22 protein-coding genes are annotated in these 25,951 nt (G+C 42.1%); 9 read left to right on the forward strand and 13 right to left on the reverse strand.

Going from position 1 to position 25,951, the window contains the following annotated elements; genetic code table 11:
- The first annotated feature begins 12 nt into the window (after window positions 1-12).
- Window positions 13-1,755 (forward strand): sugar phosphorylase, encoded by a 1,743-nt coding sequence (locus SJ2017_RS00630; RefSeq protein WP_080914561.1) that lies wholly within the window; start codon window positions 13-15, stop codon window positions 1,753-1,755.
- A gap of 80 nt (window positions 1,756-1,835) precedes the next feature.
- Here the strand turns inward: SJ2017_RS00630 and SJ2017_RS00635 are convergent, their stop codons facing one another.
- On the reverse strand, window positions 1,836-3,290 hold the full coding sequence (locus SJ2017_RS00635) for a methyl-accepting chemotaxis protein (RefSeq protein ID WP_080914562.1): 1,455 nt from the start codon (window positions 3,288-3,290) through the stop codon (window positions 1,836-1,838).
- 607 nt (window positions 3,291-3,897) lie between these two features.
- Here SJ2017_RS00635 and SJ2017_RS00640 point away from each other — a divergent pair.
- Entirely contained in the window at window positions 3,898-4,695 is a 798-nt protein-coding gene (locus SJ2017_RS00640) for a molybdate ABC transporter substrate-binding protein (protein WP_080914563.1), read from the forward strand.
- Window positions 4,696-4,739: 44 nt separating this feature from the next.
- Here the strand turns inward: SJ2017_RS00640 and SJ2017_RS00645 are convergent, their stop codons facing one another.
- Entirely contained in the window at window positions 4,740-6,677 is a 1,938-nt protein-coding gene (locus SJ2017_RS00645) for a sensor domain-containing diguanylate cyclase (RefSeq protein WP_080914564.1), read from the reverse strand.
- A gap of 484 nt (window positions 6,678-7,161) precedes the next feature.
- On the opposite strand from SJ2017_RS00645, the gene SJ2017_RS00650 reads away from it, so the two are divergent.
- The 3 genes from SJ2017_RS00650 (at window position 7,162) to SJ2017_RS00660 (ending at window position 8,872) form a co-directional block, all read left to right on the forward strand.
- The gene (locus SJ2017_RS00650) at window positions 7,162-7,512 is read left to right on the forward strand and encodes a DUF4870 domain-containing protein (RefSeq protein WP_055025937.1); all 351 of its coding nucleotides are present in this window, start codon (window positions 7,162-7,164) and stop codon (window positions 7,510-7,512) included.
- A gap of 107 nt (window positions 7,513-7,619) precedes the next feature.
- A complete protein-coding gene (locus SJ2017_RS00655) occupies window positions 7,620-8,276 on the forward strand; it encodes a Bax inhibitor-1 family protein (RefSeq protein WP_080914565.1) in 657 nt (218 codons plus the stop codon).
- A gap of 74 nt (window positions 8,277-8,350) precedes the next feature.
- Window positions 8,351-8,872 (forward strand): GNAT family N-acetyltransferase, encoded by a 522-nt coding sequence (locus SJ2017_RS00660; protein ID WP_080914566.1) that lies wholly within the window; start codon window positions 8,351-8,353, stop codon window positions 8,870-8,872.
- A 5-nt stretch (window positions 8,873-8,877) separates the two neighbouring features.
- On the opposite strand, the gene SJ2017_RS00665 is transcribed toward SJ2017_RS00660, so the two are convergent.
- Together SJ2017_RS00665 and SJ2017_RS00670 are read right to left on the reverse strand one after the other, a co-directional pair.
- Window positions 8,878-9,417 (reverse strand): NADPH-dependent FMN reductase, encoded by a 540-nt coding sequence (locus SJ2017_RS00665; RefSeq protein WP_055025940.1) that lies wholly within the window; start codon window positions 9,415-9,417, stop codon window positions 8,878-8,880.
- A gap of 90 nt (window positions 9,418-9,507) precedes the next feature.
- Entirely contained in the window at window positions 9,508-9,906 is a 399-nt protein-coding gene (locus SJ2017_RS00670; protein ID WP_080914567.1) for a VOC family protein, read from the reverse strand.
- 210 nt (window positions 9,907-10,116) lie between these two features.
- On the opposite strand from SJ2017_RS00670, the gene SJ2017_RS00675 reads away from it, so the two are divergent.
- A complete protein-coding gene (locus SJ2017_RS00675; RefSeq protein ID WP_080914568.1) occupies window positions 10,117-11,022 on the forward strand; it encodes a LysR family transcriptional regulator in 906 nt (301 codons plus the stop codon).
- Between the two features lie 90 nt (window positions 11,023-11,112).
- Here the strand turns inward: SJ2017_RS00675 and hutW are convergent, their stop codons facing one another.
- From hutW to SJ2017_RS00715, 8 genes are all read right to left on the reverse strand, one after another.
- On the reverse strand, window positions 11,113-12,498 hold the full coding sequence (gene hutW, locus SJ2017_RS00680) for a heme anaerobic degradation radical SAM methyltransferase ChuW/HutW (protein WP_080914569.1): 1,386 nt from the start codon (window positions 12,496-12,498) through the stop codon (window positions 11,113-11,115).
- Window positions 12,499-12,737: 239 nt separating this feature from the next.
- Window positions 12,738-14,561 (reverse strand): ABC transporter ATP-binding protein, encoded by a 1,824-nt coding sequence (locus SJ2017_RS00685; protein ID WP_244899749.1) that lies wholly within the window; start codon window positions 14,559-14,561, stop codon window positions 12,738-12,740.
- Window positions 14,562-14,813: 252 nt separating this feature from the next.
- Window positions 14,814-15,743, reverse strand: a complete 930-nt coding sequence (locus SJ2017_RS00690; protein ID WP_235530993.1) for a heme ABC transporter ATP-binding protein — start codon at window positions 15,741-15,743, stop codon at window positions 14,814-14,816.
- A 1-nt stretch (window position 15,744) separates the two neighbouring features.
- The gene (locus SJ2017_RS00695; protein WP_055025945.1) at window positions 15,745-16,761 is read right to left on the reverse strand and encodes a FecCD family ABC transporter permease; all 1,017 of its coding nucleotides are present in this window, start codon (window positions 16,759-16,761) and stop codon (window positions 15,745-15,747) included.
- A 59-nt stretch (window positions 16,762-16,820) separates the two neighbouring features.
- The gene (locus SJ2017_RS00700; protein ID WP_080914570.1) at window positions 16,821-17,711 is read right to left on the reverse strand and encodes a heme/hemin ABC transporter substrate-binding protein; all 891 of its coding nucleotides are present in this window, start codon (window positions 17,709-17,711) and stop codon (window positions 16,821-16,823) included.
- Window positions 17,712-17,814: 103 nt separating this feature from the next.
- Window positions 17,815-18,237 carry an ExbD/TolR family protein gene (locus SJ2017_RS00705; protein WP_055025947.1) on the reverse strand — a complete coding sequence of 141 codons (423 nt, stop codon included), beginning with the start codon at window positions 18,235-18,237 and terminating at the stop codon, window positions 17,815-17,817.
- On the reverse strand, window positions 18,237-19,007 hold the full coding sequence (locus SJ2017_RS00710) for a MotA/TolQ/ExbB proton channel family protein (protein WP_080914571.1): 771 nt from the start codon (window positions 19,005-19,007) through the stop codon (window positions 18,237-18,239). The genes SJ2017_RS00705 and SJ2017_RS00710 overlap by 1 nt, the downstream gene beginning before the upstream one ends.
- 20 nt (window positions 19,008-19,027) lie before the next feature.
- Window positions 19,028-19,792 (reverse strand): energy transducer TonB, encoded by a 765-nt coding sequence (locus tag SJ2017_RS00715; protein WP_065110228.1) that lies wholly within the window; start codon window positions 19,790-19,792, stop codon window positions 19,028-19,030.
- Between the two features lie 354 nt (window positions 19,793-20,146).
- Here SJ2017_RS00715 and SJ2017_RS00720 point away from each other — a divergent pair, with 354 nt between their 5' ends.
- From SJ2017_RS00720 to hutZ, 3 genes are all read left to right on the forward strand, one after another.
- On the forward strand, window positions 20,147-22,183 hold the full coding sequence (locus tag SJ2017_RS00720; protein ID WP_055025950.1) for a TonB-dependent hemoglobin/transferrin/lactoferrin family receptor: 2,037 nt from the start codon (window positions 20,147-20,149) through the stop codon (window positions 22,181-22,183).
- Window positions 22,184-22,347: 164 nt separating this feature from the next.
- Window positions 22,348-22,857: a heme utilization cystosolic carrier protein HutX gene (gene hutX, locus SJ2017_RS00725; RefSeq protein ID WP_080914572.1), complete on the forward strand. Its 510-nt coding sequence runs from the start codon at window positions 22,348-22,350 to the stop codon at window positions 22,855-22,857.
- A gap of 72 nt (window positions 22,858-22,929) precedes the next feature.
- Window positions 22,930-23,472 (forward strand): heme utilization protein HutZ, encoded by a 543-nt coding sequence (gene hutZ, locus SJ2017_RS00730; protein ID WP_055025952.1) that lies wholly within the window; start codon window positions 22,930-22,932, stop codon window positions 23,470-23,472.
- 320 nt (window positions 23,473-23,792) lie between these two features.
- Here the strand turns inward: hutZ and SJ2017_RS00735 are convergent, their stop codons facing one another.
- Window positions 23,793-25,667, reverse strand: coding sequence for a methyl-accepting chemotaxis protein (locus SJ2017_RS00735; RefSeq protein ID WP_080914573.1), 1,875 nt, complete (start codon window positions 25,665-25,667; stop codon window positions 23,793-23,795).
- Window positions 25,668-25,951 lie beyond the last annotated feature (284 nt).

Below are 25,951 nucleotides of genomic sequence, written 5' to 3' on the forward strand. Positions count from 1 at the left end.
GAAGATAGGCTTATGACAGAAATAGAAAGTTTAAAGCATAAACTGATTCAACAGCTTGGATGCATTTATAAAGATGTTGAGCTAACACAAAGTTATGATGAACTTGCTGATGTGTTGGTCGATATTATGCGCATTACTCAAGGTGGCTTTACTCCTCGACCATACAGTAATCATTGGTCTGAAAAAGATGTGGTAGTGATAACCTACGGCGACAGCATTATTGCAGCAGATCAAAAACCGTTAGCCACGTTATCCGACTTTATGGATACGCATCTTGAATGCATTAATGCGGTGCATATTCTGCCATTTTTTCCATTTAGTTCGGATGATGGCTTTGCTGTTATCGATTACTCAAGCGTCAATGATGGCTTGGGTGATTGGTCTGATATTACCGCCATAGCGTCAAAGCGCAGACTCATGTCTGATTTAGTCATCAATCATTGTTCTAGTCGAAGTGCTTGGTTTCAGAACTTTATCAAGGGTGAAGGTATTGGGCATGATTACTTTTTTACCGCCAATGTTGACGATGATTTATCTCAAGTGGTTCGCCCAAGAACCTCTGCGTTATTAAGGCCAACTCATACAAGTAAAGGCTGGCAGCATGTCTGGTGTACCTTCAGTCATGATCAAGTGGATTTTGACTTTAGAAATCCACAAGTGCTTATCGAATTTACACGTATCATTAGGCAATACCTTGATGCCGGCGTGAATATTTTCCGCCTTGATGCCGTGGCATTCTTGTGGAAAATTGCCGGCACGAAATCAATTAACTTACCGCAAACCCATGAAGTGATCCGTTTATTACGCACTTTAATAGAGCATGCTCAACAAGATGCAGTCGTGATCACCGAAACCAATATTCCCAATACTCAAAACCTGACTTATTTTGGCAACGCCAACGAAGCGCACTGTATTTATAATTTCTCATTGCCGCCTTTACTGATTAATACTTTGATTACAGGAAGCTGTTTGTATTTAAAACGTTGGCAAATGAGCATGCCTCCAGCACAGGATGGCACCACTTATTTTAACTTTATTGCTTCACATGATGGTGTGGGTTTAAGGCCTGTTGAAGGGATATTAGAGCAGGATGAAATTGACAGTCTAGTAGAAACCATGGTGTTGTTTGGCGGTAAGATTTCCAGCCGAACGAGCGAAGATGGCCATAAAAAGCCCTATGAAATGAACATCGCACTCATCGATGCCTTGCAAGGTACAACGAAAGGCAAAGACCAATTTGGTTTAGCGCGCTTTACCTGTGCCCATGCCATTATGTTGGGGCTGGAAGGGATCCCTGGGATATATATTCATAGCTTACTGGGCACCGAAAATGATTATGAGAAACTGGCTAATACCTCTCATAATCGCTCTATTAATCGTCATCGCTGGGATGCAGAGCAACTGAATGGCTTGCTTGCCGATGACAATAGTACCCATGCTAAAGTGCTTGCTGCACTGACTAAGCTGATAACTATTCGAACCAATCAAGCTGCATTTAATCCCAATGCGACTCAATTTACCTTGCACTTAGGGTTGCAGTTATTTGGCTTTTGGCGTCAGAGCCGCGATCGTAGACAGAGCATTTTTTGTATCAGTAATATTTCAGACCAACCGATAGATTTACCCTTGGCCGAGCTGAACTTAATTGGTACCGAAACCTGGTTTGATTTGATTGACGGCGAAGTGATCCACGATATTACTGCTACGCAATTATTAGAGCCTTACCAAACGGTTTGGATTAGTAACGTACCTTAACGATCAAAGCCTATTAACGAAAAATACAATGAGGCGAAGATGTGATTCGCCTCAATGAGTTAGCGAGTACCTAAGTCGGCTTATGATTTAGCCAAACGATACTGTTTTAAAATATCATCTAATCCAACAGATGCTTGAGTGAGTTGGTTTGCAATGGTCACTGAGCGATGTGATGTTTCATGTATCGTTTCTGCTTGGCTACGAATGTCATGCAGTTGCTGAGCAATATCACGAGAAGCTGCGCTTTGTTGCTCAGAAGATGAAGCGATTTGCGAGCTCATATCAAACACATGGTTAATTGAAGTGACCATGCCATCAACATCTTCACCTACCGAGGCAATGGCTTGTTGCCCTTGCTCAGCTTGTTTAACAATGTCTTCAGTAATATGCGATAAGGTGCCCGTGTCTTTCTGTAATCCTTCTATCATGGTTTGTATTTCTACTGTCGCTTGCTGAGTGCGACTAGCCAAAGTACGTACTTCATCGGCAACGACAGCAAACCCACGACCTTGTTCACCCGCTCGTGCCGCTTCAATGGCAGCATTAAGCGCCAATAAGTTAGTTTGCTCTGAAATACTATTAATCGTGGTGACCACTTCACCAATATTGGCAGCAGCTTTTGATAGCTCATCAACAGAGATAGATGCCTGCGAGATGCGACCTGTTAAAGTGCCAATACGATTGACGGCTTCACTGATTTGCACTTGGCTATTGTTGGCTTGCGATGAGCTTGTTTGAGTTTGTTCACTGGTACTGCTTGCATGGTGCGAGACAGCTTCAATCGCCGTGGTCATTTGCGACATCGCCACCGATACCGTATCTAAAAAGTTATGTTGATACTCAGTAAGTTGCTCACTTTGCTGCGCTTGCTGATTAAATTCTTGTGCAGCATTAGACAAGGTTTTCGCATTGGCTGCAATGGCGGTCACCATTTCGCTCATGTTATCGGCACTGCGATCAATTTCTCGGGCAATAAGACTGAAATCATCCGTACCAAAAAAATTAAGGCGGCAGGTTAAGTCACCTTCAGCAAGACGTTTGATGGCAACATACATGTCCCATAGTCCGCCACCTAACGAAGTCGAAATCCAATAACACAGTAGGTACAGAGGCAATAAACCGGCAAGTGCCCAAATCAGCATGCTGCTTGCGCTGGATAAGGGTTCTGCCTCTAATTTAGCGACATTCACTGTTAGAATTAACGCTGAGTTATTGACGGGGGCGCTTACGGTAATGTTGTCTTGATAGCGTGTAGCCTGAGTTAATTGGCCAACTTTTGCATCAATGAGATGAGCGAAATCAACTAATGCTTGATCATCAAGCCCTTGAGCTTGAGCGCTTTGTGCAAAAGCATTGACTCTGGATTGAGCGAATTGCTCTGAACTGTATTCAATTTGATTGGTGTAATTGACGTATTGAGTCATAGCTATAGCGGCGGTAATCGCGGTGACAAGAGCGCATATAACCCAAAACTTACCGTTTAAACTGAGCTTAATGAGTACAGCATCTACTTTACGAAAGCTAATTTGTTTCATGTCGAGCATTCCTTTAGTCAAAGCAACAATCTAGCCCTGACATTAAGTTGCAAATGCGGTCAGTGCCTATAATATATTCTGTAAATTATATTGATAATTTAATTCATCAATACAAAGTGTTACATGTAATAAGCTGGCATGTTACCGAGTATTACCAGTGAATAAATCGAGACAGATCTCAGTCTGACAGTCACTGATTGTTTTTTATCTTTTTTTAGCGATTTATCTGTTGATTAATTTCACGTTACATCACCAATCAAACCTAATTAATTGGTAGAGCTAAATGAGGTGACATAAACACATTGTTTATTGGCACTGATAAAAGAGATATCGGCGCAGATAACAAAAAGTTTAGCGAGAAGTGCTGTGTCATTGGGCTAATAATGTCATGCCAAATAGCGAGCGATAGTCACTAACGTTATGTTATTTACCGCTGTTTTCCTCTATGTAAATTATTGATGTGAATGTTTGATTTTGCGATGAATGCCGAGTTTATTTTGTGCCGAAAAGCATAGTGTAAGCGACTGAGAATATTGTAACGGCATGAATCAATAGTGATTAATGCCAAATCATTGACCTTAAAATATTAACTTGTGAGCGAATCAACATGAAAAAATGGTTAGTCACCTTAGCTGTAATGAGCAGCTTCTCAGCGAGTACGGTTGCCGCTGAGACAGTAGAGTTTAGAGCTGCAGGAAGTTTAAAGACGGCAATGACGGAAGTCGTTGCTCAATATCAAGAACAATATGATGTAGCAGTGGCGTCGCAGTTTGCCCCATCTGGATTATTACGTAAGCGAATTGAACAAGGCGAGCATGTCGATTTGTATGCCTCTGCAAACATGAAACACCCAACGACTCTTAATAAAGCTGATAAAGCAGGGCCTGTAGTGCGATTTGCTGGCAATAAGCTCTGTGCCATTGCCCAGCAAAATGTCTCACTTACCAGTGAGCAGTTATTGGATAAAATGCTAAGCAAGGATATTAGAGTGGGCACATCGACACCCAAAGCGGATCCTGCGGGTGATTATGCTTGGAAGTTATTTGCCAAAGCTGAACAGTTACAAACTGGTGCAGAGCAAACATTACAACAAAAAGCGTTACAGCTAACAGGTGGTGAACACTCAGCTAAAGCGCCTGAAGGGCGTAACCCTTACGGTTGGGTAATGGAAAATAATCAGGCAGATATCTTCTTAACCTACTGTACCAATGCGGTATTGGCACAAAAAGAAGTGCCAGCGTTACAAATTATTAGCGTGCCAGAAGCATTATCTGTTGGCGCACAATATGGGCTAACGCTTGTGAATGGGGCTAACCCAGATGCCGCTGGTTTAGCGCACTTTATTTTATCATCGGATGGCCAAGAAATTTTGGCTAAATACGGTTTTGATACCCCATTAAAATAGTGATTTTAGGCCAGTATCGCTGGCCTAAATCAAGCGTTTTAGCTTTATACGACACTCAGTTTCGAGCTTGATGTCATTCGTATCTGAGTGTTGCTCGTCGTTGTCGCATCATATTGTATAACCTGATTTCGCCCCGCTTTTTTTGCTCTATACATGGCGATATCAGCATGTTTATAGGCTAAGGTTGCATCGTCTTTTACTTTAGTGACTCCACCACTAATGGTGAAAGGGAACTGCGAATTGGCATCAATAATACGGCAAAGTCGATTAAGCACAGCCTCAGCTTGAGCAGCTGAGGTGTGTGGCATTAACACTGCAAACTCTTCTCCACCAATGCGAGCGACAATGTCTGTCTCACGGCATTGCTGATTTAAAAAATGGGCTAACTTTTGCAATGCAACATCACCTGCATCGTGTCCATGCTTATCATTGATGACTTTAAAATGGTCTATATCGATGATCCCTAAACATGCTTGGTAATCAGGGTAACGTTTAGTATAAACCGTGAGATTATCTAGCTCCTTGTCAAACTTACGACGATTCCAGACTCCGGTTAAAGGATCCGACTCACTTTGGTTTCGTAACTCTTCTTCAAGCAGTTTTCGTTGCGTAATATCGATAAAGGTAATCACGTACTTTTTGACTTGCCCTATGTTGTTTTTTAACGTTTGTATTCGGGTTATCAGCGTATATTGCAGGCCTGATTTGTTATGACCGACAATCTCACCTTTCCATAAGTCATCCTTTTCTAATTGTATTTTTATGGCGGCAACTTGATGCTCATTGAGCGACAGGTTTAATTGATACAGTGATTTATTGAGTAGTTGTTTTTGGGTATAACCCGAAACCCGCACAAACTCTTGATTCACTTTTATTAATGCAAACTGTGGATTAGTAATAATCACGCCCGCAACACCATTAAAAGCGGCTTCAATCAATTGGCTGTTAGCCAATTCATTTTCATGCTGGTTGTATAATTTGAAAATGTAGCCACAAATACCCGCAATCAGTAGCAAAATGAGTAAGCCATTCACCAGCAGGTGTTGTTTTTGTTGTTGCACATAAGGTGAATCTGTCGGGCTCGATATAACAATATACTGGCCAAGTGGGCTGTAGGCCTCTCCAAGGGATAGCCTTGCATAAGAGTAGACTGCATCATCTTGAGTTAGGCGGCCATTTTCAGACGATTGAATTTGCTTCCATAAATTAGGCATAAGCTCAGCCAAGCTAGAGCCAGCTTTGTTATGAAGTAAATTATCTAATGTTTCATTAGGTTGATCGCTTGCAAGTAAGTGGCCTTGATGTTCAAATATTTTTGTCACGACATTATCTTGATGAAGCCCATCAATGGCGCTTAGCATGTTAGAAATGCTCAGGTTTATCACCATAAACCCTTGACGTTTTTGTTGGTGATAAACAGGCGAGATGATACGCATGCTTGCTTGAATAGGTTGTGATAACTCACCATTTTCAATTTCTAAGTCGACAGGCCAAGTACCAACTTCACCTTGTTTTAGCTGCTTTGCATACACAAAATACGGGCGTTGAGACTTGTTTTGTAATTGCGCTGTAGGCACTCGCAAGGGTTGAACACCTAGGTTATTAACCCTAATTAGTTCAATACCATCATTGTTGATATAACGAATCTGCGAATATATGGCTTCATTTTTTGCCACAAAATAAAACATATTCTCAAGCGTATCGCGGCTGCTCTGACTAGGCTGCTCAGTAAATTTCATGATCTGTGGGCTCGTAGTGAGCTTTTTGATGATGTCATCAACGCCCTCAATAACAGCTGCGAGCTTGTCTGTTGAAAATGTTAATCGCTGACTGTGCTTGTCATTGATACGCTTCATTTCGTCATTTTCAATTTTTTGGTACTGATTAAATATGTAAAAACCCACACTGATACTGAACATCAATATGACACTAAAAATCAGCTTGAATACGCGAATATTTTTTCTTCGTTGAGTTTGTTGCATAAGCCTACTTAGATGATAAAAAGTTGATAATCAATATGGCAGCACGTCACCAAACAGCCGCTCTTGGGTGATAACTAGCTTAATAAAAGTCGTAATTAAAGAGTTACCATTTAATGCCACAGAGCCTTGTTACGACTTTTTATTGAGGCTGATGACGCTGTAGTTTTAAACAATGACGCAAGGAAGGAGAGTCAGGTAAGCGTTATAAGATGATGTTTTTAAATGTTTAATGATAATTGTAAAGTGTGATTTTAATCAAAGAGTACTATTGCACTAACGTGGTGAGCTGGGTAATCTAAGTTAAGAAACATATTGTCATTCGAGACGTGAAGGATTGCTATCGAGTACGTGAAAAGGAGCTTTCAGATTTATCCTTACACCAGCTTTTGCATATTCCTGTCATAAACTCTGCTTAATATGCCTTCGATAACCACAACAACTCTAAAAGAAAAGTGCCTAAATCAGGCAAATAAGGATTGCAAAAATGAGTGAAGAAACAACATTACAAACTCAAGAAGTGAGTCAAGACTCTAAAAATTTGGCACTACTTTGTTGGATAGGCACCATCTTTTTTGGTTTTATTCCTGGTTTGGTTTTATATCTCGTCAAGACTGATGATGAATATGTTCGCCAGCAAGCAAAAGAATCGTTAAACCTCTCGATCACCGTTATCATTGGTTACTTTATTTCAAGCCTTCTATTTATTATCGTTATTGGCATGTTGACCATGTTTGCTGTTGGGATATTTAACTTAGTGTTTTGCATTTTAGGTGCGATTGCGGCATCAAAAGCAGAAGACTTTAAAGTGCCTTATATCTTACGTTTAATTAAATAAACGTCACTGGGTCAGTATGACCAGAAAGGCTCAATGACGAAAGCTGCGCTTTCGTCATTTTTATTTGAACGTAAGTTGAAGAATGATTGAGTGACAAGGAAAACTAAGTGGAAACAAATGTATTTGATCGAACATATACCACAGACAAGATTATCAGTGGGCCATTATACAATTTATTGATTGGGTTAACCCTATGCTGGGGCTTTGGCATTAACTGGTGGATGGTGACTAATATTTCCCCAGAAGCCATTGAATCTGTTAATTCTTGGGTATTTTTTATTGGTTACTTTGCATCATGTTTTTTAGGTATTTACCTATTTTCATCGTCAGATAAACCTGTGGTGAGCTTTATTGGCTACAACTTCGTGGTCGTGCCATTTGGTTTCATTATTAACTTGGTTGTGAGTCAATATGACGCTGCACTCGTGTCTGAAGCCATTCGTATTACTGGGTTAGTGACTATTGCAATGATGTGTTTAGGCACATTGTTCCCTGCTTTTTTCAGTAAAATTGCCGGAGCGTTAACCATTGCGCTGCTGTTGGTTATCGTCATCGAATTAATTGAAATTTATGTCTTTGGGATCCACCATGGCATATTAGATTGGATAGTCGTGCTGATCTTTTGTGGCTATATTGGCTACGACTGGGGGCGCGCAAATCAAATTCCTAAAACAGTTGATAACGCGATAGATAGCGCTGCAGCCTTGTATATGGACATCATTAATTTATTCCTAAGAATTTTACGTATTTTAGGTCGCAAGTAAGTGCTCATTAGGCGTTAACATTAAAGAGCCGTGAGGCTCTTTTTTTTGTCTCAATTAATATAGGGAAAGTATCATTGAAACTCGTTAAACCCAGTGCAGAATACCAATCCAGTTATCTTGCTTATATTGCAGAACTAGCCGATGAAGAGCGTTATCCTTTTCCACTGGATTTTGAACATCAAGATTTTGAAGCCATGTTGCAAAAAATTCAGAACTTTGCTGATGGGGTTAACTTGCCTCAAGGTTATGTCGCCAGCGAAACCTATTGGTTAGTTGATGAGGCTGAGTTAGTTGGTGTCGCCAATTTACGCTTGCGGTTAAATGACGCTATTAGACATTGTGGCGGGCACATTGGCTTGGGCATTCGTCCAAGTTATAGAGGTCAAGGCTTAGGGGCTGAACTCATGGGGCTGGTTATTGCTAAGGCAAAACTCAAAGGCATTAATGAGCTACACATTCATTGCTATAAGCACAATGTCGCTTCAGCAAAAATGATTATGGTAAATGGCGGGGTACTAGCCTCAGAGATATCATTGTCAGACGATCAGAGCTCAGATAACGCTGCGGCAATAATACAGCGTTATCGAGTGGTTTGAGTGACTTAGCTAACTAATTGAACCACAGCTTGATTCAGTTCTGCGACAAGTTCTGCATTGGTTAACTGACCTTTCTCGGTATCAAAGTTTTGATAAAAGCTAGGGACTGACATCGAGCCTTTGACCTCAGCGGCAAAGTAAGGGGCTGAACCTGTTGCCGCTGCAAGTACTGTACTCGCGCCGCCTGGGCCAGGCGAGGTGGCCAGTAGTAATGTTGGCTTACCCTGAAAAACTTTTTGATCAATGCGTGATGTCCAATCAAATAGGTTTTTATATGCTGCGGTGTATGAGCCGTTATGCTCTGCAAATGAAATAACAATAGCATCCGCATGACCAATTTTGTTGAAAAAAGCTTTAGCCAAGTCTGGCTGACCCAATTCTTTCTCACGGTCTTCACTGAATAATGGTATTTCGTAGTCATTGATATCGAGCAATTCAACTTCGGCATTATCAACTAATGTCGCGGCATGGTTAGCCGCATATTGTGCGAGTTGTTTATTAATGGAATGACGACTGCTGCTTGCTGCAAATGCTAAAATTTTCATGTTATTGCCTTAGGCTCTTTAAGCCAGAATAAGTCAGTTAAAACAAAATGTATGTTGGGGTAAATTACTCGTATTTATTAATGTTTAACATTAATTTACGTGCTTGTATTCAATAAATTCGATGACATTTTTGTCAGGATCTCGAATGAAGAATGAACGTCCATTAATGTGCTGCATTAGTTCACCACTGAGTGGAATGTTGCGTTTGCTTAATTGCTCAATCATGACGTCAGCATCATTAACTTCTAACGCAATATGGGTATAGCCAGTGTGTTTAGTGGGAATATCCATTAGTACATTCGTGTCAGTTTGTGCGGCATTCAAAATAAAATTAATGTTGATACCACTCGGGTGTTCGACAATCGCTACTGGCTCTGGCCCTAATGGACCAGCCACATAATTAAATCCAAGTTGCGCGTAAAATGCTTTAGCAATATCAAGGTCCTTTACGCGTAACCCATAATGATTAATTCGAGTGATCTGTTCCATGATTATTTCCTTATAGTTAACCACTTAAAGGCTTGAGCCCTCGTGCGTTGATGTGGTTACTTTAGCGATATCACGGCGTGGGATTAAGTAGGTATAAGGTAAATGATTATTTCCATATGACTTGTAATTCTGGGTTATATTGAAAATTGGTGTTACTTTGGAATGAATGTCGACCTGTGTGTCTGGCTAATTTGATGGAGAGAGTGACATATGAATCTTGACCCTAAATTGTTTGATGGCCTGGTCATTTTTAGTCAAGTTATCGAATCTGGTAGCTTTTCGATTGCCGCCGAAAAAACCGGTCACTCGACATCGCACATCAGTAAAGTGGTGACAAAATTAGAGCAGCGATTACAAACCCGCTTGTTACATCGCAGTACACGCTCATTGAGTTTAACGCCAGAAGGTAAGTTATTTCATCAGCAGTGTGTGCAGATAGTCAAAGATGCAGAGCAAGCTGTCGCTATGTTAGATAGTCGCTTACAAGTGCCTAGTGGCACGTTAAAAATTAGCTGCCCGGTCACTTTAGGTTTAATGCACTTACAACCGATATTGTCCTTATACATGCAGCAATACCCACAAATAAACTTAGACATTGATTTTAGTGACCGTCATGTCGACTTAATTCAAGATGGTTATGACTTAGCGATAAGAGCAACCCAACAGCTCGATGATTCTAATTTGATTTGTAAGCGCCTCAGCCGATTTCACGCACTAGTGGTAGCAACGCCAGCATATTTAGCAAAACATGGGACGCCGCAGTCTCCAGAAGACCTTATTACTCATCAATGTATTTGTTACACCAATTTAAAGCATCCTAGTCGTTGGGTATTTGAACATCCTGAAAAAGCGACAGTGACGGTTGATGTTCCCCAAGTTATCGGTTGCAATAATGCGGATATGGAATTAGCAATGGTGCTGGATGATCATGGTATTTGCCGTCTGCCTTCTTTTTATTTATCTAAGGCATTAGAGCAGAAAAAGCTGACGGTGTTGTTTAGTGACTATGTGCAACCTGAAGTGGATATTTACGCTGTGTATCCTAGTCGCAAGCATTTAACTCCAAAGGTGCGAAGTTTCATTGATATGCTGGTGGAGCATATGCCAGCTTCATAACTTGTCCATTATTCACGATATGAACAAGCGGTATTTGATGCAGCAGATATCCCAGTTTATTGGCATATCTGCTTCGCCTCAGTTGGTCAATTAGCTTGCTAACTGTGCTTCTGCATTCATTGGGTTTTTAGCTAAATACTCAAATAAACCCGTTTGCATATTCACGTTCCAAAAACGGCCTGCAAGCGTGAGTTTCAAGCAAGTGTCATCTATCGTTGCGAGTCCATTTTGCTGCCATGCTTCAAACAATGGCTGCAAATGAATAACAACATCGGTTTCCATCCCATCGAATGATAATGTGCCTGAGTCTAAGCCACGTTTAAAAATAGCATCAAATGCGGCAGATGGATTTGGACTGAGCGCCATGCCTGGTACTTGTGCTGGCAATCGTGTCTGGCTGCTCAACTCTGCATCTTCAGTGACAACTTGTGCTTGGTGCCACTCACTTAAATCTCTGGCATTCATCATGCCATGACCATGAATGCTACCGCCGCCGCCAGCACCAAAAGGCAAAATTTCGATACCGCTTTTAGCGAGTGAGTTATACACACTGCGCTCACGGTCATCTCTGCGCCAATGACAACTAGATAATCTTTGCCATTGCTGGCTTTCTAGTGCATTAGCGCCATAGGCATACATGCTGGCACGGGTTTGGCTATCGGCCTGAAATTCACTGGTTTCAGTACCTAATACTTTGCCTTTTTCGCTGGCTTTATCGATACGGTTACCCGCTAAGCCAATTAACTGATATAAATCGACGCCATGGGCTCCACAGTCAATTGCAGCTTGAATATCTTGTTGCCAAATATCCATGGTTTGCCCTGGCAAACCAAAGATCAAGTCGATGACAATACTGGCGCTTGGATGTTGGCTAAGTTGTTGTAATCGCTTAAGCAAAGTCTCTTTATCATCAAAACGACCTGCTGCTTTGCGTACAGCAGTATCAAAGCTTTGAACACCAAATGAAAAACGATTAAAACCGTTATCTAGCGCATTGTTAAACTTAGCGTCATCAAAACCATTTAGGCGGCCTTCTAGGGTGACTTCTGCATTATCAGCTAATGGAAATCGTTGAATAGCTTGGCCTAACTTGGCAATTTCCTCAGCGGTAATATCAGTCGGTGTACCACCACCGACGTAAACCGTGTCAAAGGGCTGACTTTGTGCCAGCTTTGTTTGCGAGGCGAGTGTTAACTGCTGACACAATACTTCCATGTAGTGGCTAATGCGCTCAGGTTTAGCGCCATTTTCAAAGAAATTACAGAAGCTACAACGCTTACGACAAAATGGAATATGAATATATAAAGCACGTTTATCTGCAGTTGTTTCCGTTTGCCACCATTGTTGCCAAAGCTGTTCATCAACTTTAATTGGACGGCTGCCACTTCGACCTGCATGGGGAGCGCTTTTGACTTTAAATGCATGTTGCAAAGGGTCTGGGCTTGCAATGCCTGTCATGGAAGAAGTTAAGATCATGGTTACTCACATCAAGTAAAAATAAATATGGTTAATGATAACCATTATCATTTGCATTTTGCTTGGTTTAGATCAAGTTTTGCCGCTTTGCATTGTAAAGATTGTCAGCGAAGCTGGGTTAAATTGATGCGTTAGTGATCTTGTTGTAAGGCGAGTAGTTGGATTGCATTGAATAAAAAAGGCATGCTAATGCATGCCTTTTTAGTCACGTTAAACAGCCTATTGCTATGCTATTTGCGCTAAGTCGTGGCAAACAATTGCTTAAACAATCCCGCCTCTTGTTTGAGCTGCGTCTGGTTACCTGACTGCACAATTTGGCCGTCATCTAACACCAGAATTCGATCGGCTAAATCTAGGTTATTCAGTCGATGGGCAATAATAATGCAGCTACGGTTTTGCAAAAATGCGTGTAAGTTTTGCAGTACTTTGGCTTCTGTTGCGGCGTCAAGGGCTGAAGTCGCCTCATCTAAAATGACTAAATCAGGTGCTGAGATCCACATTCTGGCAATCGCGAGACGTTGCAGTTGCCCGCCTGATAATCGTGTGTCGCTGCGACCTAAGTCTGTATCTAACCCTTCTGACCAACTGGCTATAGTGGTTGATAATTCCGCTTTTTCAAGGGCTTGCCATAGTGTTGAATCACTTACATCAGCGCCGAAAGTCAGGTTTTCACGTAATGTGCCAGCGATAAGCTTAGGGTGTTGCGGCACGTAACCGACTCGACGCCTTAATGCGTTGATACCAAAGTCATCGATAGTCTGACCGTTTATTAAGATGTTCCCTGATTGAGCAGGGTAAAAGCCGAGCAGTAAATTGACTAAGGTTGATTTACCGCCGCCACTCATTGCTAGTAAGGCAACGGATTCATTGGCAGCTATATGTAAGTTAAGCTGGTGGAACAAGTTTGGTGTTTCGGCAAAACCAAAGCTGACATTATCAAACTCAATGGTTAAGCCCATGGCTTGTTGTGCTGATGTTTCAGTAAGTCGTTGTGGTTGAGTCACTTGTTTTGGCTGTTGTGTTTCCACTTCTGCGGTTTCAGTGTCTAACGCTAATAACTGATTGAGTCGTTCCATCGAGGCTTGTGCGCCAAATCGAGCATATTGAATGTTCAATAACTCTTGAATGGGTCCCATCAAATACCAAAGGTAACTGAAGATGGCAAAAATTTGGCCGACGGATAAATCTGAAACCAACACCATAAAGATGGCCATCGCACGAAAGCATTCAAATCCCAGCAAGAAAGTAGTGAAGCTGAGTTTATTGAGCGCATCTGTTTTCCATTGGTTGGCAATGGCATGCTGGCTTAAATTGGAGGCTAAGCCAAATACACGTTGATAATAGTGCTTTTCTTGCTGTGCTAACCGTAGCTCACGTGTGGCATCAATGGTATCGACGAGGGCTTGTTGAAATGCCTCAGTTGCTGCGTTTTCTTTACGACGTAATGTTTTGACGTGTTCAGCAAATCGAGAAGAGAAGTAGATAACCAATGGATTGAGCAAAATGATCATCAAACCCAATTGCCAGTTGAGCCATAGCAAGACACTGGCAATGGCGACGATAGTCAATACGCTGATGATCAGCCGTGACAAAGTGTCACTGACAAAGCGCTCAAGAGTATCAACATCAGTAATACAGCGAGATGCCAACCCCGCACTACCGTATTTATCAAACGCGCTTATTTGCATATTAGGTAATTGCATTAGCATGCGCTCACGCACATCTAAACTGATGCGTTTGGCGATTTTGGTGAACTCTCTGGCTTGGATAACTTGTGTCACCATCGTCAGTAACCGCAGCACAATCACAGCCACTAAAACAATAACAATATACACGCCAGCACTGTGCATACTGTCAGGCAAAATTGGGTGCAAGGTGTTTAATAGCCAACCTGGTTTTTCTAGCAACACTTCGTCTACTAGAAATGGCATTAGCATTGGGATAGGTAAGCTTAATAACGTGGCGGCAACGGCTATCATATTTGCCTGAAATAGTTGCCGTTTATGAGCAAGAATCTTCTGTTTTAACCAAGCCCAATTAAGCTGTGGATGAGGTTGTTGCAAAGTTGCGTCCTTAACAAGGTTTTATACCAATCGTAATAAATAACTGTTCACCCTAGCTTGTGAAAACACGCGATAACGGTATTAGATTTTTTGACAGTAGAATAATTACTTATAAAAAAATCTGCCTTGTTCTCAAGTATGTTTCCTACGCTATTTCTGAACACTTACTTATCGTGATTGATATTAGAGTAAAAATGGCAGTGACCTCCTAGCAATGGCTAGGAGGCTGCGCGATATTCGAATTTCTGTATATTAAAAAATAAGTGGAAGGTTGCTTTTAGGATCGATAACTAAGGTGGGCTTGTAGTGCCAAACTTTCTCGATCACTTCAGCGGTTAGCGCTTCATAAGGTGCGCCATCACTGACCACTTCACCTTGTTCAAGTACCACTAATCTGTCGGCATAACGGCAAGCTTGATTGAGGTCATGTAATACCACAATAACGCAATAGTTTTGCTCACGAGCCAAGCTTTGAGCGAGTTCTAGGACGCGATGCTGTTGAGCTAAATCCAATGCGGATGTGGGCTCATCAAGAAACAAAATTGGGTGACTCGGTGCCTGAGCAAGTTGGGTTAACACTCGCGCTAATTGCACACGTTGTTTTTCACCACCTGAAAGCGTTGGATAGCTGCGATATTTCAATGCAGACAGTGCCACTTGTTCTAATTGTTTATCCACCAATTCAGCGCCTTGTTGCTGATTAAGGGTTAATGGGTATAACCCCATCTGCACCACTTCGTGTACTTTAAATGGAAACGTGAGTGACGCATGTTGTGGTAATACGGCAAGGGATTTCGCTAGCTCTGCACGATCCCACTTGGCGAGTGGTTTGTTTTGTAAAGTGATCTCACCAGAGGTTAATGCTACTTCTTGGCAAAGGCTTTTCAACAGCGTGGACTTACCCGCACCATTTGGGCCAAGCAGTGCCGTCACTTGGCCGGGCATAATGTCTAGATTGATATCTGTTAACACGGCTTTTTTGCCAATATGAACAGATAAATCTCTGATATTAATAACCGATTGTGAGGCTTGCACTGCAGAGTGACTGAATGCATCGGGCTTTGACTTATGTTGAGTCAATGGCGTGTTGTTGGTATCAGCGCCAGCCAATTCTAATCCTGATAATGCAGGCGCAGATTTATGTGTTTTAAGCATGGATTTTAATTCTAGATTTCTCATCATATTACACCAACTTATTGCGCTGTTTGAGTAATAGAATAATAAAGAAAGGCGCACCTAACAGTGCCGTGACAAGGCCAACGGGTAGCTCAGATGGTGCAACAATAGAGCGTGCGCCTATGTCAGCAACCACCAATATTGCAGCACCTAACATCGCGCTTAAAGGCAATAATAAGCGGTGATCTGGCCCTATCATCATTCTCACTAAATGCGGAACAACAAGACCGATAAAGCCAATAATCCCAGTAGCTGCAACAGCAATACCGACGCCAATAGCACACAAAACAATTAACTTGAGTTTGAGCTTATCAACATCAAGGCCAAGGTGCCTTGCTTCTGCTTCGCCTAGCAGTAATGCATTTAATGCCTTAGCACTTTTATTAAATTGCCAACTGATTAAGGCTAGGGCGATTAAGCTCAGTACAACATAATGCCATTGTGCTCCCGCGACCGAGCCCATTTGCCATAAGGTTAAGTCACGTAATGCCATATCGTTGGCCATATAGGTCAGCACCCCGATACCAGCACCTGCAAGTGCGGCTACGGCAACACCTGAAAGCAGCAGTAGCACAACAGAGGTACCGCTTGGACTCGATGCTAAACGGTATACAATCAAGGTGGTGATAAGCCCAGCGAAAAAGGCGCTAAAAGCCACAAGGTATTCGCCACCTTGGGGGAATAACACAATACAAATTGCTGCACCAAGTGCTGCTCCTGAGGACACACCAATAATGCCAGGATCCGCCAGTGGATTGCGGAATAATCCCTGCATGACAGCGCCGCACTGGGCTAATGTTGCGCCTACAGCTAGAGCTAAAAGAGTACGGGGTAAACGGACGTTATTAATCACCAGTTGCTCGTGGGGAGCAACCGCAGCTAATTCTTGTCCAGTTGCCCAATTCACCATGGCATTGAAGCTGGTGGAAGGGCTAATTTGTAATGGTCCGATGCTGACAGACAACAGGCTTGTTATCACCAAAGCGGTGAGTAAACAGGGCCAAAGCCAACGTTGATTTTCCATGATAGTTCCTAGTGCGTTAATGCAGCACGTTTAATATTTGCTATAGCCGTTCAACAAATTTAGCGCTGTTGGATCTCAATAAAGTCACTGGCAAGCTGATCGGCAGCTTCGACAGCACTGATCCCCAATCCGCCGAGCAATGCTTTAGCTGACAAGTTTTTAATCAGCTTATGTTCGCCTGCTGGGGTATGAGCAAGTAATGGCATTTGGGCTAATAGCGTTTCTGCAGGATCTTCTGCCACTTCTTCGCTGCGGTTTGAAATCAGAATGACATCAGGTTGCAGGGCTAAAATACCTTCTTGAGAAACGCTCTTATAACCTGAGAAACCCGCTATATTATTGCCGCCAGCAAGGTTAATAATGATATCTGCAGCAGTGTCGTCGCCGCCAACACGCGCTGGACGGTCAGGTTGTAGCAGTAGGAAAAGGACTTTAGGGGCATCACCTTGTTTGGCGATGGTGTGTTTTTTAGCATCAATTTCTGCAAAAGACTGTTGAATTTGCTCTGTGAGTGCTGCCGCTTGAGTTTCTCTTTCTAGTAGCTGCCCCATTTTTTCAACATTTTGCAGGAGTTGTTCTTTAGTATTGGCATTAGGTAGCAATACCACTTCAACATTGGCGCCAGCTAAAACCTCTAAGGTATTTTTAGGTCCCATAGCATCAGAGCCCAATAATAACGTTGGTGATAACGCTAAAATACCCTCTGCCGACAGCATTCTATGGTAGCCAAGTTTTGCAACTGAGGTGAGTTCTTCAGGGACTTGACTAGTCGAATCGACACCAACTAACTCGTTACTCCCCTCCAAGGCAATCACTAACTCAGTGATACCAGCACCTGCGCTGACAACGCGCTGTTCAGCCATGGTTGCTGAGCTAAAAATAGCCCCAGAAAGTGCCATTAAGCTGGCGAATAAAAAGGTTTTAGATTGACGTGTTTGTTGCTTGAGCATAATTAAAACTCCGAATAAATATGATAAAGGCTCAAAAATTACTGTGGAAACCCTATGTGTTTCTTTTACTGTGAGTCGATTGTCAGTATTAGAAGCGCAGTCATTAGGGTTCCATTAAAATTTGGGTATTACTGATTTGCTGTCTTTGTAATAAAGCAAGTACGGTCATCAATGGTTGTACTGGCGCATTTTTATCTGCAGCAACCACCACATTGAGATCAGGTGAAGCATTAAACGCACTAATAAAGGCTGCTTCAAACTGGTCAAATTGGTCAAACGTTTGTCCGTCGAGTGCCCAATGTGGTGCTTCATCCATGATGTTGACTGAAAGGTGTTCTTCCTGAGATAAGCCCACCAGTTCTGACTTGGTTTCAGTGGGGACATCCACTGGTAACGTCAGTAACTGGGTATTGGCTGTCAGTAGCAGAAACACCAATACGATAAAGATGATGTCGATAAGCGGCGTAAGATCGATGCCAATGCTACTTTGAGCCGACGATCCTATGCCTTGTTCAGAGCCAATCATCAGTTTGACTCCGACAAGGTTGCTGCCATTGGTGGTGTCATGTTTGATGAAGTCTGTTGCTGACTTGCGTGGGTATTGCTGGCTTTAAGGCAAGGTGTATTTGCGCCGCAAGGAACTTCACAACCAATATTTAATGCTTGGTCGAAGCCTTCTAACCATAAGTTAAGCTGGTTGAGAGCATGAGCCATTTTGTTGCAGCGTTTTTCAGCCCATAACCCAATCAAATGTGACATGGTGATGGCTGGCACGGCAATGATAAGACCTGCAGCTGTGGTATTCATTGCTAGTCCAAGTCCTGTTGCCAATTGTGATGGAGTGACGGGACCGTCTGAAATTCCCAGCTGGCTGAACATTTCAATAAGACCTAGTACTGTGCCCAATAGGCCGAGTAACGGGGTGATGACACCAATAATATGTAATACTTTTAAGCCCGATTGCAGTTTTTCTTTTTGCTTGATTAGCCATAAATTTAAAATTTCTTCACGCATGGCTCTTGGATGGTCACCATGGGATAACAATAGCCCCGTTCCTTTAGCCAACATACTGCGGCCTTGGCTTAGTTGAGCAATTAATTGCTGACGTTGCTCTGTTGTCGCACTGCGAGTTTGTTTTCTCAGTTCTGTTAACCAAGCGTCACGTTTTAATAACTCATTGGCCATTAACGCAAGTCGTTCAAGAATGATAAGTGATGCTAAAAAAGCACAAATAAACAGTGGCCAAGTTAAGTAGCCTAATTGCTCTGAGAGCTGCAAATATAGTGGTTGAGACATGTTGGTTTCCTATCTTCAGATTAATTTAGCGCAAACTTCACCGGGACTCTTACTGTGTAAGCAAAAGCGGTTTGCGGTGAAGGTGCGGCAAATTTCCACTTTTCAACAGCATCAATCGCAGCTGCATCAAGTAGGCTATAACCTGAACTATTAACTAAAGTGAGCGAAAGTTGCTCACCAATTTGATTAAACATGACTTCCACTGTCGCTGTGCCCTCAAAGCCTCTTTTACGTGCTTTTCTTGGGTAATTAGGTTGTGATGGCGGCGCTGAAAATGTCGGTTTCTGTAACGCGACGGTTTGTTGAGTAACGCCTTGTTGGGCCTCCACTTGTTGCTGTTCATGGGTTGCACTTGCATCTGTGCTGGCAAGTTCGGTATCTGATATTTCGGTTTGAGGTTGCTCGGTCACAGGCGTCGGTGTGGGTTCAACGACTTCTTGCTCAATGACTTCTTCAACTTTTGCGATGACGTTATCGGGTGCTGGCTTTTTAGGATCGGTTTTGACGACTTTCTCAGGAATTGGCTTAGGTTCTGGTTTAACTTCTGGCTTCGGCTCTGGTTTAATTTCTGGCTTAAGCTCTGGAAGCACTTCTTCAATGGTTTGCTCAGTGCTTTGAGCTTGTGCACTTGCTTGCATTGCCACCATGACACTAACAGCTTGATTTGACCCCATTGCAGACCCTGCCGCGAGCTGAATTTCAGGTTCAGTATTTTGAGAGGCGAGAACGCCTCCTTGGATTAAAACGGTTAAACATCCAAAAGCAAAATATCGTCTAGGTGTCATGATCTATATTCTTCTACAACAGCATTCGGTTAGATATTGACCATTCTTAAGAAAAGCAATCAGTTAGCTGAAAATCTTTACAATCTTTACAAAGCTAATAATTACAATCACTTAATAATAGTAAGTATCAAGATATCGCTAAACATACAACATAAGTAATGAGATCGCAAATGATAATGATTTTCATTTGATCTAAGTTTTATTCTCAGGTAAAGTGCGGCAATTAGTTAGGCGGTAATAATACTTTGTGATTAGTTTTTCTGAATGATTCATTAGCTTTTTCACTAACACAAAGTGGTCATTACTTCCCTCGAACTAAGCCGAATTTTGTATTTATACTTTGAGGATTTAATCATGACCAAGAAGCCACTCGTAGTAGCAATGGCAATGGTTTTCAGTACAACCGCATATGCACAAGAAAGCAAAACAGTCACCGAGTTTGATGAAGTTTTAGTCACAGCAACGCGTATCAGTGAAAAAGTCTCTGATACTAGCCGAAGCGTGACAGTGATCAGCGAAGAAAAAATGCAAGAGTCACAACCTTCTTCGGTTGCAGATGCACTGAAAAACGAAGCTAACGTTAGTGTGACTAATGGTCCTCGTGCTTCGTCTCAAGGTGTTGAAATCCGTGGTCTAAGTGGACAGCGAGTACTACAAACTATTGATGGCGCGCGTCAAAACACCAATTCTGGTCACCGTGGCACCTATTTCATGGACCCTGAGCTACTAAGCTCAATTGAAGTTGTGCGTGGCCCTGCAAGTAGTTTATGGGGAAGTGGTGCGATTGGTGGTGTGGTTGCACAAAATACCAAATCAGCCCAAGACTTTTTAGATGAAGGCGATACCTTTGGTGGCTACATCAAACAAGGTTTTGAAACGAACGGCGACAAGATCAAAACCAGCGGTACCTTATATGGTTTAGCTGACAATATTGATTGGTTATTAAGTGGTAGCTACCACGATAGCAACAATATCAAGATTGGTAACGACCAAACCCTTGAAAACAGTGCTTCAGAAGCAACGAGCGGTTTAGCTAAATTAGGTTGGGAACCAACTGATGATCAGCGTCTACAGTTTTCTGCACGTTTTTCAGATACTGATGAGTTAGTACCAAGTAACCCAGCGACTAACGTGGGCAGCTCAGTACCATTAGTTCAACGCAATACGACAGATCAAAACGTGACGTTAGATTACAGCTTAAACCCAACAGATAACCCATTGTTGGATTTAAACGCGACGCTATATTGGAATAGCACTAATTACGACGAAGATCGTGTGACTAAAGACCAAGTTGATAGCACGGAATACGACACCATAGGTTTTAGTCTTAATAACAGCTCTACCTTTGGCAATACTGTGCTGACATATGGTGTGGATGGTTACAAAGACACCATTAATACTGTACGTGACGATAATGGCCAAGCCGGTGAACGTCCTGATGATATCGACGGTGAGTCTACGGTTTGGGGGGCTTTCACTAAAGCCGATATTAGCTTAACCGATACCTTGGCACTAGATGCTGCAGTACGTTACGACACCTTCAAAAATGAAAGTAATAACTTAAACCAATCATCTGACGACAATGCGTTTACGCCATCTGTTGGCTTAGTGTGGAAGACGACTGATTGGTTAACCTTAAGTGCACGTTACGACGAAGCATTCCGTGCACCAAGCATGGAAGAAATGTACTCAACAGGGACACATTACTGTATTCCTTCTATCCCAGGTTTCTTGCCAGATGGCTTATGTAACACTTTCGAGATTAATCCAGATCTGAAAGCTGAAAAAGCACAAAACAAAGAGATCAAAGCCGACATGCGTTTTGCTGATTTAGCGGGCGATGATGAGTTAGTGGTGACCTTAAGTGCATTCAGAAACGATGTTGATGATTTCATCGAACAGTCTGTATCTAACCCACTTTATGGGATTCCAGGACTTGAGCAAACGACCTCTTGGGATAATGTCGACGAAGCTAAATTAACTGGTTTTGAGTTCACCACTCGCTACCGTTATAAGCAAACTCGTTTGACCTTCAACTATGGTCAAACTGAAGGTAAAGATAAAGAGTCAGATGAGTATCTATCTAATATCCCAGCTAAGAAAATGGGCTTAGATTTATCGCAAGCCATTATGGAAGGCGATATGAAGTTTGGTACTCGTTTTACGTATGTTGCTGAGCAAGATCAGTTACCAACTGACAACCTAGAGCAATATGACTCGTACAAATTGTGGGATGTTTACGTAGCTTGGGAACCAGCAATGGGGACATTCGAAGGCTTGCGTGTAGATTTTGCAGTAGAAAATATCGGTGATGAGGAATATCGCCAAGCGTGGCAAACCTTGTATGAGCAAGGCAGGAATTTCAAATTGTCAGCGCGTTACTCGTTTTAATTCTTTTACCCATTAAACGAATTAATTAGACCGAGGTGAGAGAGCAATAGTGTGGATAACACTTGCTCTCTTATTTGGAAAGCCTCTCAAGGGTAAAAGCTTGAGCGGCTTTTTCAGGATTTAAGATTCGTATATTAGGGTTATTAAATATTTGGAGATATTCCATGGCTGTATCAGTAGAACAAATCAAGCAATACCTCGCCGACAACCCAGCAGCGATGCCAGGACAGGTTGCAGCTGAGTTAGCAATCACAGAGTTAGAAGTCGTTAAAGCACTGCCTTCAGAGCGGTTGGCTTTATTACCACTGACAGAAAAAGATAACTTACTGGCTTCACTACCAGAGTGGGGCAATATGACCACGATTGTGTCTGCATCAGGCAGCATTTTTGAATTTAAGGGTAGCTTCCCTAAGGGTAAGTACGCTCATGGTTACTACAACTTAATCACCAAAGGTGAAGGCTTACATGGCCACTTAAAGCTGGATGATATCAGTGCAATTGCCCTGATCAGCAAGCCGTTCAGAGGCACTGAAAGCCACTCAATTAACTTCTTCGGCGCACAAGGTGAAGTGGTTTTTAAAGTGTATTTAGGCAGAGACAAAAAGCGCGTGTTATTAAGTGAACAGGTTGAGCGTTTTCAAGCACTTAAAGATAGCGTGAACATTGCAGCTTAGTTGTTGATGACAACGTTTTTGATGACTGTTTGTCATCGCTGCTGATTAGAAAATAGAGAAAAGGAATGTGTGATGTCGACAGAAAAAGAGCAACGCTTACGAGAGAAACTTCTTCCAGAAATTGAAGAATTCAAAGCGCAACGTTCAACCTTACAATTGGCAACGCAAGATGCTGATGGTGTACCTAACGCCAGTTATGCTCCATTTGCATTGGCCGATGATGGTTTTTATATTTTGGTCAGCGAGTTAGCACGCCACGGCACTAACTTAAAAGCCTCTAATAAACTGTCTGTCATGCTAGTTGCTGATGAGTCTGAGTCGAAAAGTGTGTTTGCACGTAAGCGTTTAACCTTTGATGCGACAGCTGAAATTGTTGCCCGTGATAGTGAAACATTCACTAAAGGTGTGGCGGCATTGTCGGCACGTTTTGGCGAAATGATTGACAATCTAGCAGGATTAACTGACTTCAATCTATTTAAACTAAATCCGCATCATGGCTTATACGTTAAAGGATTTGGCCAAGCATTTAGCTTGTCAGGTGCAGAGTTACTTGATGTAGATTGGAAGCGTGATGGTCATCATGGCACCCCAAAAGAGCCTGCTGAAAAAGCGTAATCAGAATTCAGTTAGCCTAGGTTAACTGAGTTTTATGCTACTTTCTCGACATGGGGTTTGTAATGTTTTTGCAATATATTTGTAATGATTTAGTACTAGTTAAGTGCATTTCTAGATGTTACGATATTTGCCATGACAAGTGAGTGTGCTACTGCATTATTGTGGTTTTACTTAAACAAATACAATAACTTCAACCCCAAAAGATGATATTGTTTTAACAAGATTTGTTGCTCACTTTAATGGCAAAAAGCCCAAGTTTACTTAATGTAAACTTGGGCTTTTCCTTATTGAGGCCTTGGCCAAAAATTGTCGATTTTTGCTTATAAAATAAAAGTGGCCACTAAGTCATTAAGTGCCTTTGCTTGCCCTTTTAATTGCTGCGCTTCTTGATGGGCTGTGACGGATGCTTGTGCAATTTCATCCGTGACGTCTTTAATTGCCACTGTATTCTGCGTGATCTCATTTGTCACTTGGGTTTGTTCTTCTGCTGCGGTAGCAATTTGACTGGCCATATCTGAAATTAATGCCGCTGCTTGGGTAATTTCTTCAATGGCTTTATTCGCTTCATTGGCATCTTCGACACTGTTAGTCGCGAGTGCTTGGCTGCTTTGCATTAGCTCAACAGCGTTTGATGTGGTGGTTTGTAGCGTTTCAATCGTTTCATAGATTTCTTGGGCTGAATCTTGAGTACGACGAGAAAGTACACGTACTTCATCTGCAACAACGGCAAACCCACGTCCTTGCTCACCAGCTCTTGCCGCTTCAATGGCTGCGTTTAGTGCTAATAAATTGGTTTGTTCAGCAATTCCCTGAATCGTCGATAAGATGCTGGAAATAGCATTAGCATGACGGCTCAATTCACTAATCACATCCGTTGCTTGGGTGACTTCATTGGCCAACAAATGAATTGATTGACGGGTATTATCCACCAAGCTTTGGCCTTGTAAGCTGCTACTACTGGATTGTTGCGCTGCGGTAGCGGTATTTTCTGCACTGGATGCAATTTCATGTGTCGCACTGGCCATTTGAGTTACCGCAGTGGCGACCATAGTGACTTCTTGCTGCTGGATTTGAATTTCTTTTTCAGCATGACGACTGTTCACTAAGCTATTATCAGCATTTTGATCAAGTTGGTGTGCCACTTGTCTTATTTGACTAATGAGTAAGTGCTGGCTGCTAACAAAACGATTAAAGCTATCAGCTAACACTCCCACTTCATCTTTAGACTCAACGTCAATACGCTGGGTTAAGTCACCGTTTCCATCAGCGATTTTAAACAGTGCATTTGAGACGCGACCGAGAGGGAGAAGTAACTTAGTCATTAACCATGAAATCACTGCCATACTTGCTAAAAGCACTAATGCAGCTAGTCCAAGTTGTTTGACAAGCAAGCTCGCTAGAGGGGCTTCAAGCGTTGCTTGATCAAGTAGAACAATCAGTTCCCAATCCGTTTGAGGAATATCCTCAACCCAGACTAATTTGTCACGGCCTTCAAGCTCAAAATGGATTGGAATTAATTGATCACTGCGGCGCTGTTGCTGCAATACATTGAGATCCAGTTGGTTATCAATATCGCGAATATGTCCCATCGCTTTTGATGCATCTTTATAAGCGATAACCGTACCATCTATATGCATCATGATAGCGAAGCCATTAGAAGGCAAGGTCATACGGTTAACATCATCGACTAAGTCGTTAATATTCACATCGCTGGCAATGACGCCATTATGGATTTTTTCAGCAAGGGTAATCACGACTTTTTTAGTCGGGAAGTCTACATAAGGTTTGGTAAGAATCATCGCTTGGCTGGTCATTGCTTGCTGATACCAAGGACGAGTACGAGGATCATAACCTGTATTATCAATGCTAGTGTCTGCATCGATCATCTCACCGGTATCTTTACCAAAGTATGTGGACTCGAAGCGACCTGAATCTAATGCTTGTTGCAAAACATGAATGTCGTCGCCTTGGTTAATCCGTGATTTGAGCGCATTCAGAATATCTTTTTTAGATGATAACCAATCACTAATTCTTTCAGTTTGTTGGCTGCTGAGTCGCTGAACCTGCTCTAGATTTGAGGTTAACAACATGGTTTTTTGGCTGGAATAACTTTGCCAAGACAATAGGGCAATGACGACTGATAAGGCGATTAATACCGGAAAGATAATTTTCAATTTTAACGAATTAGATTTCATATAAACCAGTGTGACCTTGCTATTGAAAGGGGGAAGTATTTAGCAACCAATGCTTGCCCAAATAGGGCTATTTTTCAGCGGCGGATAATGTCATAAGTGGTCGTTTTTTCATAGCAAATTGCTGATTAAATCAGCAAGCAAAACACCTTGATAACGAAACCAGAACAGACGATATACAAGCTTGCTTTATTGCAATAAAAATTCATCCTTGTTCAAAATGCTATAGCTTGAAAGTAATAAAGCGACGTAGATTTGAGCTTTCTTAAACTCATCATTTGCAGAAT

Origin of the sequence: Shewanella japonica (genome assembly GCF_002075795.1) — a bacterium.
Taxonomy (GTDB): Bacteria; Pseudomonadota; Gammaproteobacteria; order Enterobacterales; family Shewanellaceae; genus Shewanella; species Shewanella japonica.

Bases quoted from the DNA above. Each gene is read 5' to 3' on its own strand.
- SJ2017_RS00675 (WP_080914568.1), top strand. From the start codon at position 10,117: ATGAATCTTGACCCTAAATTGTTTGATGGCCTGGTCATTTTTAGTCAA.
- SJ2017_RS00650 (WP_055025937.1), top strand. From the start codon at position 7,162: ATGAGTGAAGAAACAACATTACAAACTCAAGAAGTGAGTCAAGACTCT.
- SJ2017_RS00715 (WP_065110228.1), bottom strand. From the start codon at position 19,792: ATGACACCTAGACGATATTTTGCTTTTGGATGTTTAACCGTTTTAATC.
- SJ2017_RS00695 (WP_055025945.1), bottom strand. From the start codon at position 16,761: ATGGAAAATCAACGTTGGCTTTGGCCCTGTTTACTCACCGCTTTGGTG.
- SJ2017_RS00690 (WP_235530993.1), bottom strand. From the start codon at position 15,743: ATGATGAGAAATCTAGAATTAAAATCCATGCTTAAAACACATAAATCT.
- hutX (WP_080914572.1), top strand. From the start codon at position 22,348: ATGGCTGTATCAGTAGAACAAATCAAGCAATACCTCGCCGACAACCCA.
- hutW (WP_080914569.1), bottom strand. From the start codon at position 12,498: ATGATCTTAACTTCTTCCATGACAGGCATTGCAAGCCCAGACCCTTTG.
- SJ2017_RS00645 (WP_080914564.1), bottom strand. From the start codon at position 6,677: ATGCAACAAACTCAACGAAGAAAAAATATTCGCGTATTCAAGCTGATT.
- SJ2017_RS00700 (WP_080914570.1), bottom strand. From the start codon at position 17,711: ATGCTCAAGCAACAAACACGTCAATCTAAAACCTTTTTATTCGCCAGC.
- SJ2017_RS00635 (WP_080914562.1), bottom strand. From the start codon at position 3,290: ATGAAACAAATTAGCTTTCGTAAAGTAGATGCTGTACTCATTAAGCTC.
- SJ2017_RS00735 (WP_080914573.1), bottom strand. From the start codon at position 25,667: ATGAAATCTAATTCGTTAAAATTGAAAATTATCTTTCCGGTATTAATC.
- SJ2017_RS00640 (WP_080914563.1), top strand. From the start codon at position 3,898: ATGAAAAAATGGTTAGTCACCTTAGCTGTAATGAGCAGCTTCTCAGCG.
- SJ2017_RS00670 (WP_080914567.1), bottom strand. From the start codon at position 9,906: ATGGAACAGATCACTCGAATTAATCATTATGGGTTACGCGTAAAGGAC.
- hutZ (WP_055025952.1), top strand. From the start codon at position 22,930: ATGTCGACAGAAAAAGAGCAACGCTTACGAGAGAAACTTCTTCCAGAA.
- SJ2017_RS00630 (WP_080914561.1), top strand. From the start codon at position 13: ATGACAGAAATAGAAAGTTTAAAGCATAAACTGATTCAACAGCTTGGA.
- SJ2017_RS00705 (WP_055025947.1), bottom strand. From the start codon at position 18,237: ATGATTGGCTCTGAACAAGGCATAGGATCGTCGGCTCAAAGTAGCATT.
- SJ2017_RS00665 (WP_055025940.1), bottom strand. From the start codon at position 9,417: ATGAAAATTTTAGCATTTGCAGCAAGCAGCAGTCGTCATTCCATTAAT.
- SJ2017_RS00720 (WP_055025950.1), top strand. From the start codon at position 20,147: ATGACCAAGAAGCCACTCGTAGTAGCAATGGCAATGGTTTTCAGTACA.
- SJ2017_RS00710 (WP_080914571.1), bottom strand. From the start codon at position 19,007: ATGTCTCAACCACTATATTTGCAGCTCTCAGAGCAATTAGGCTACTTA.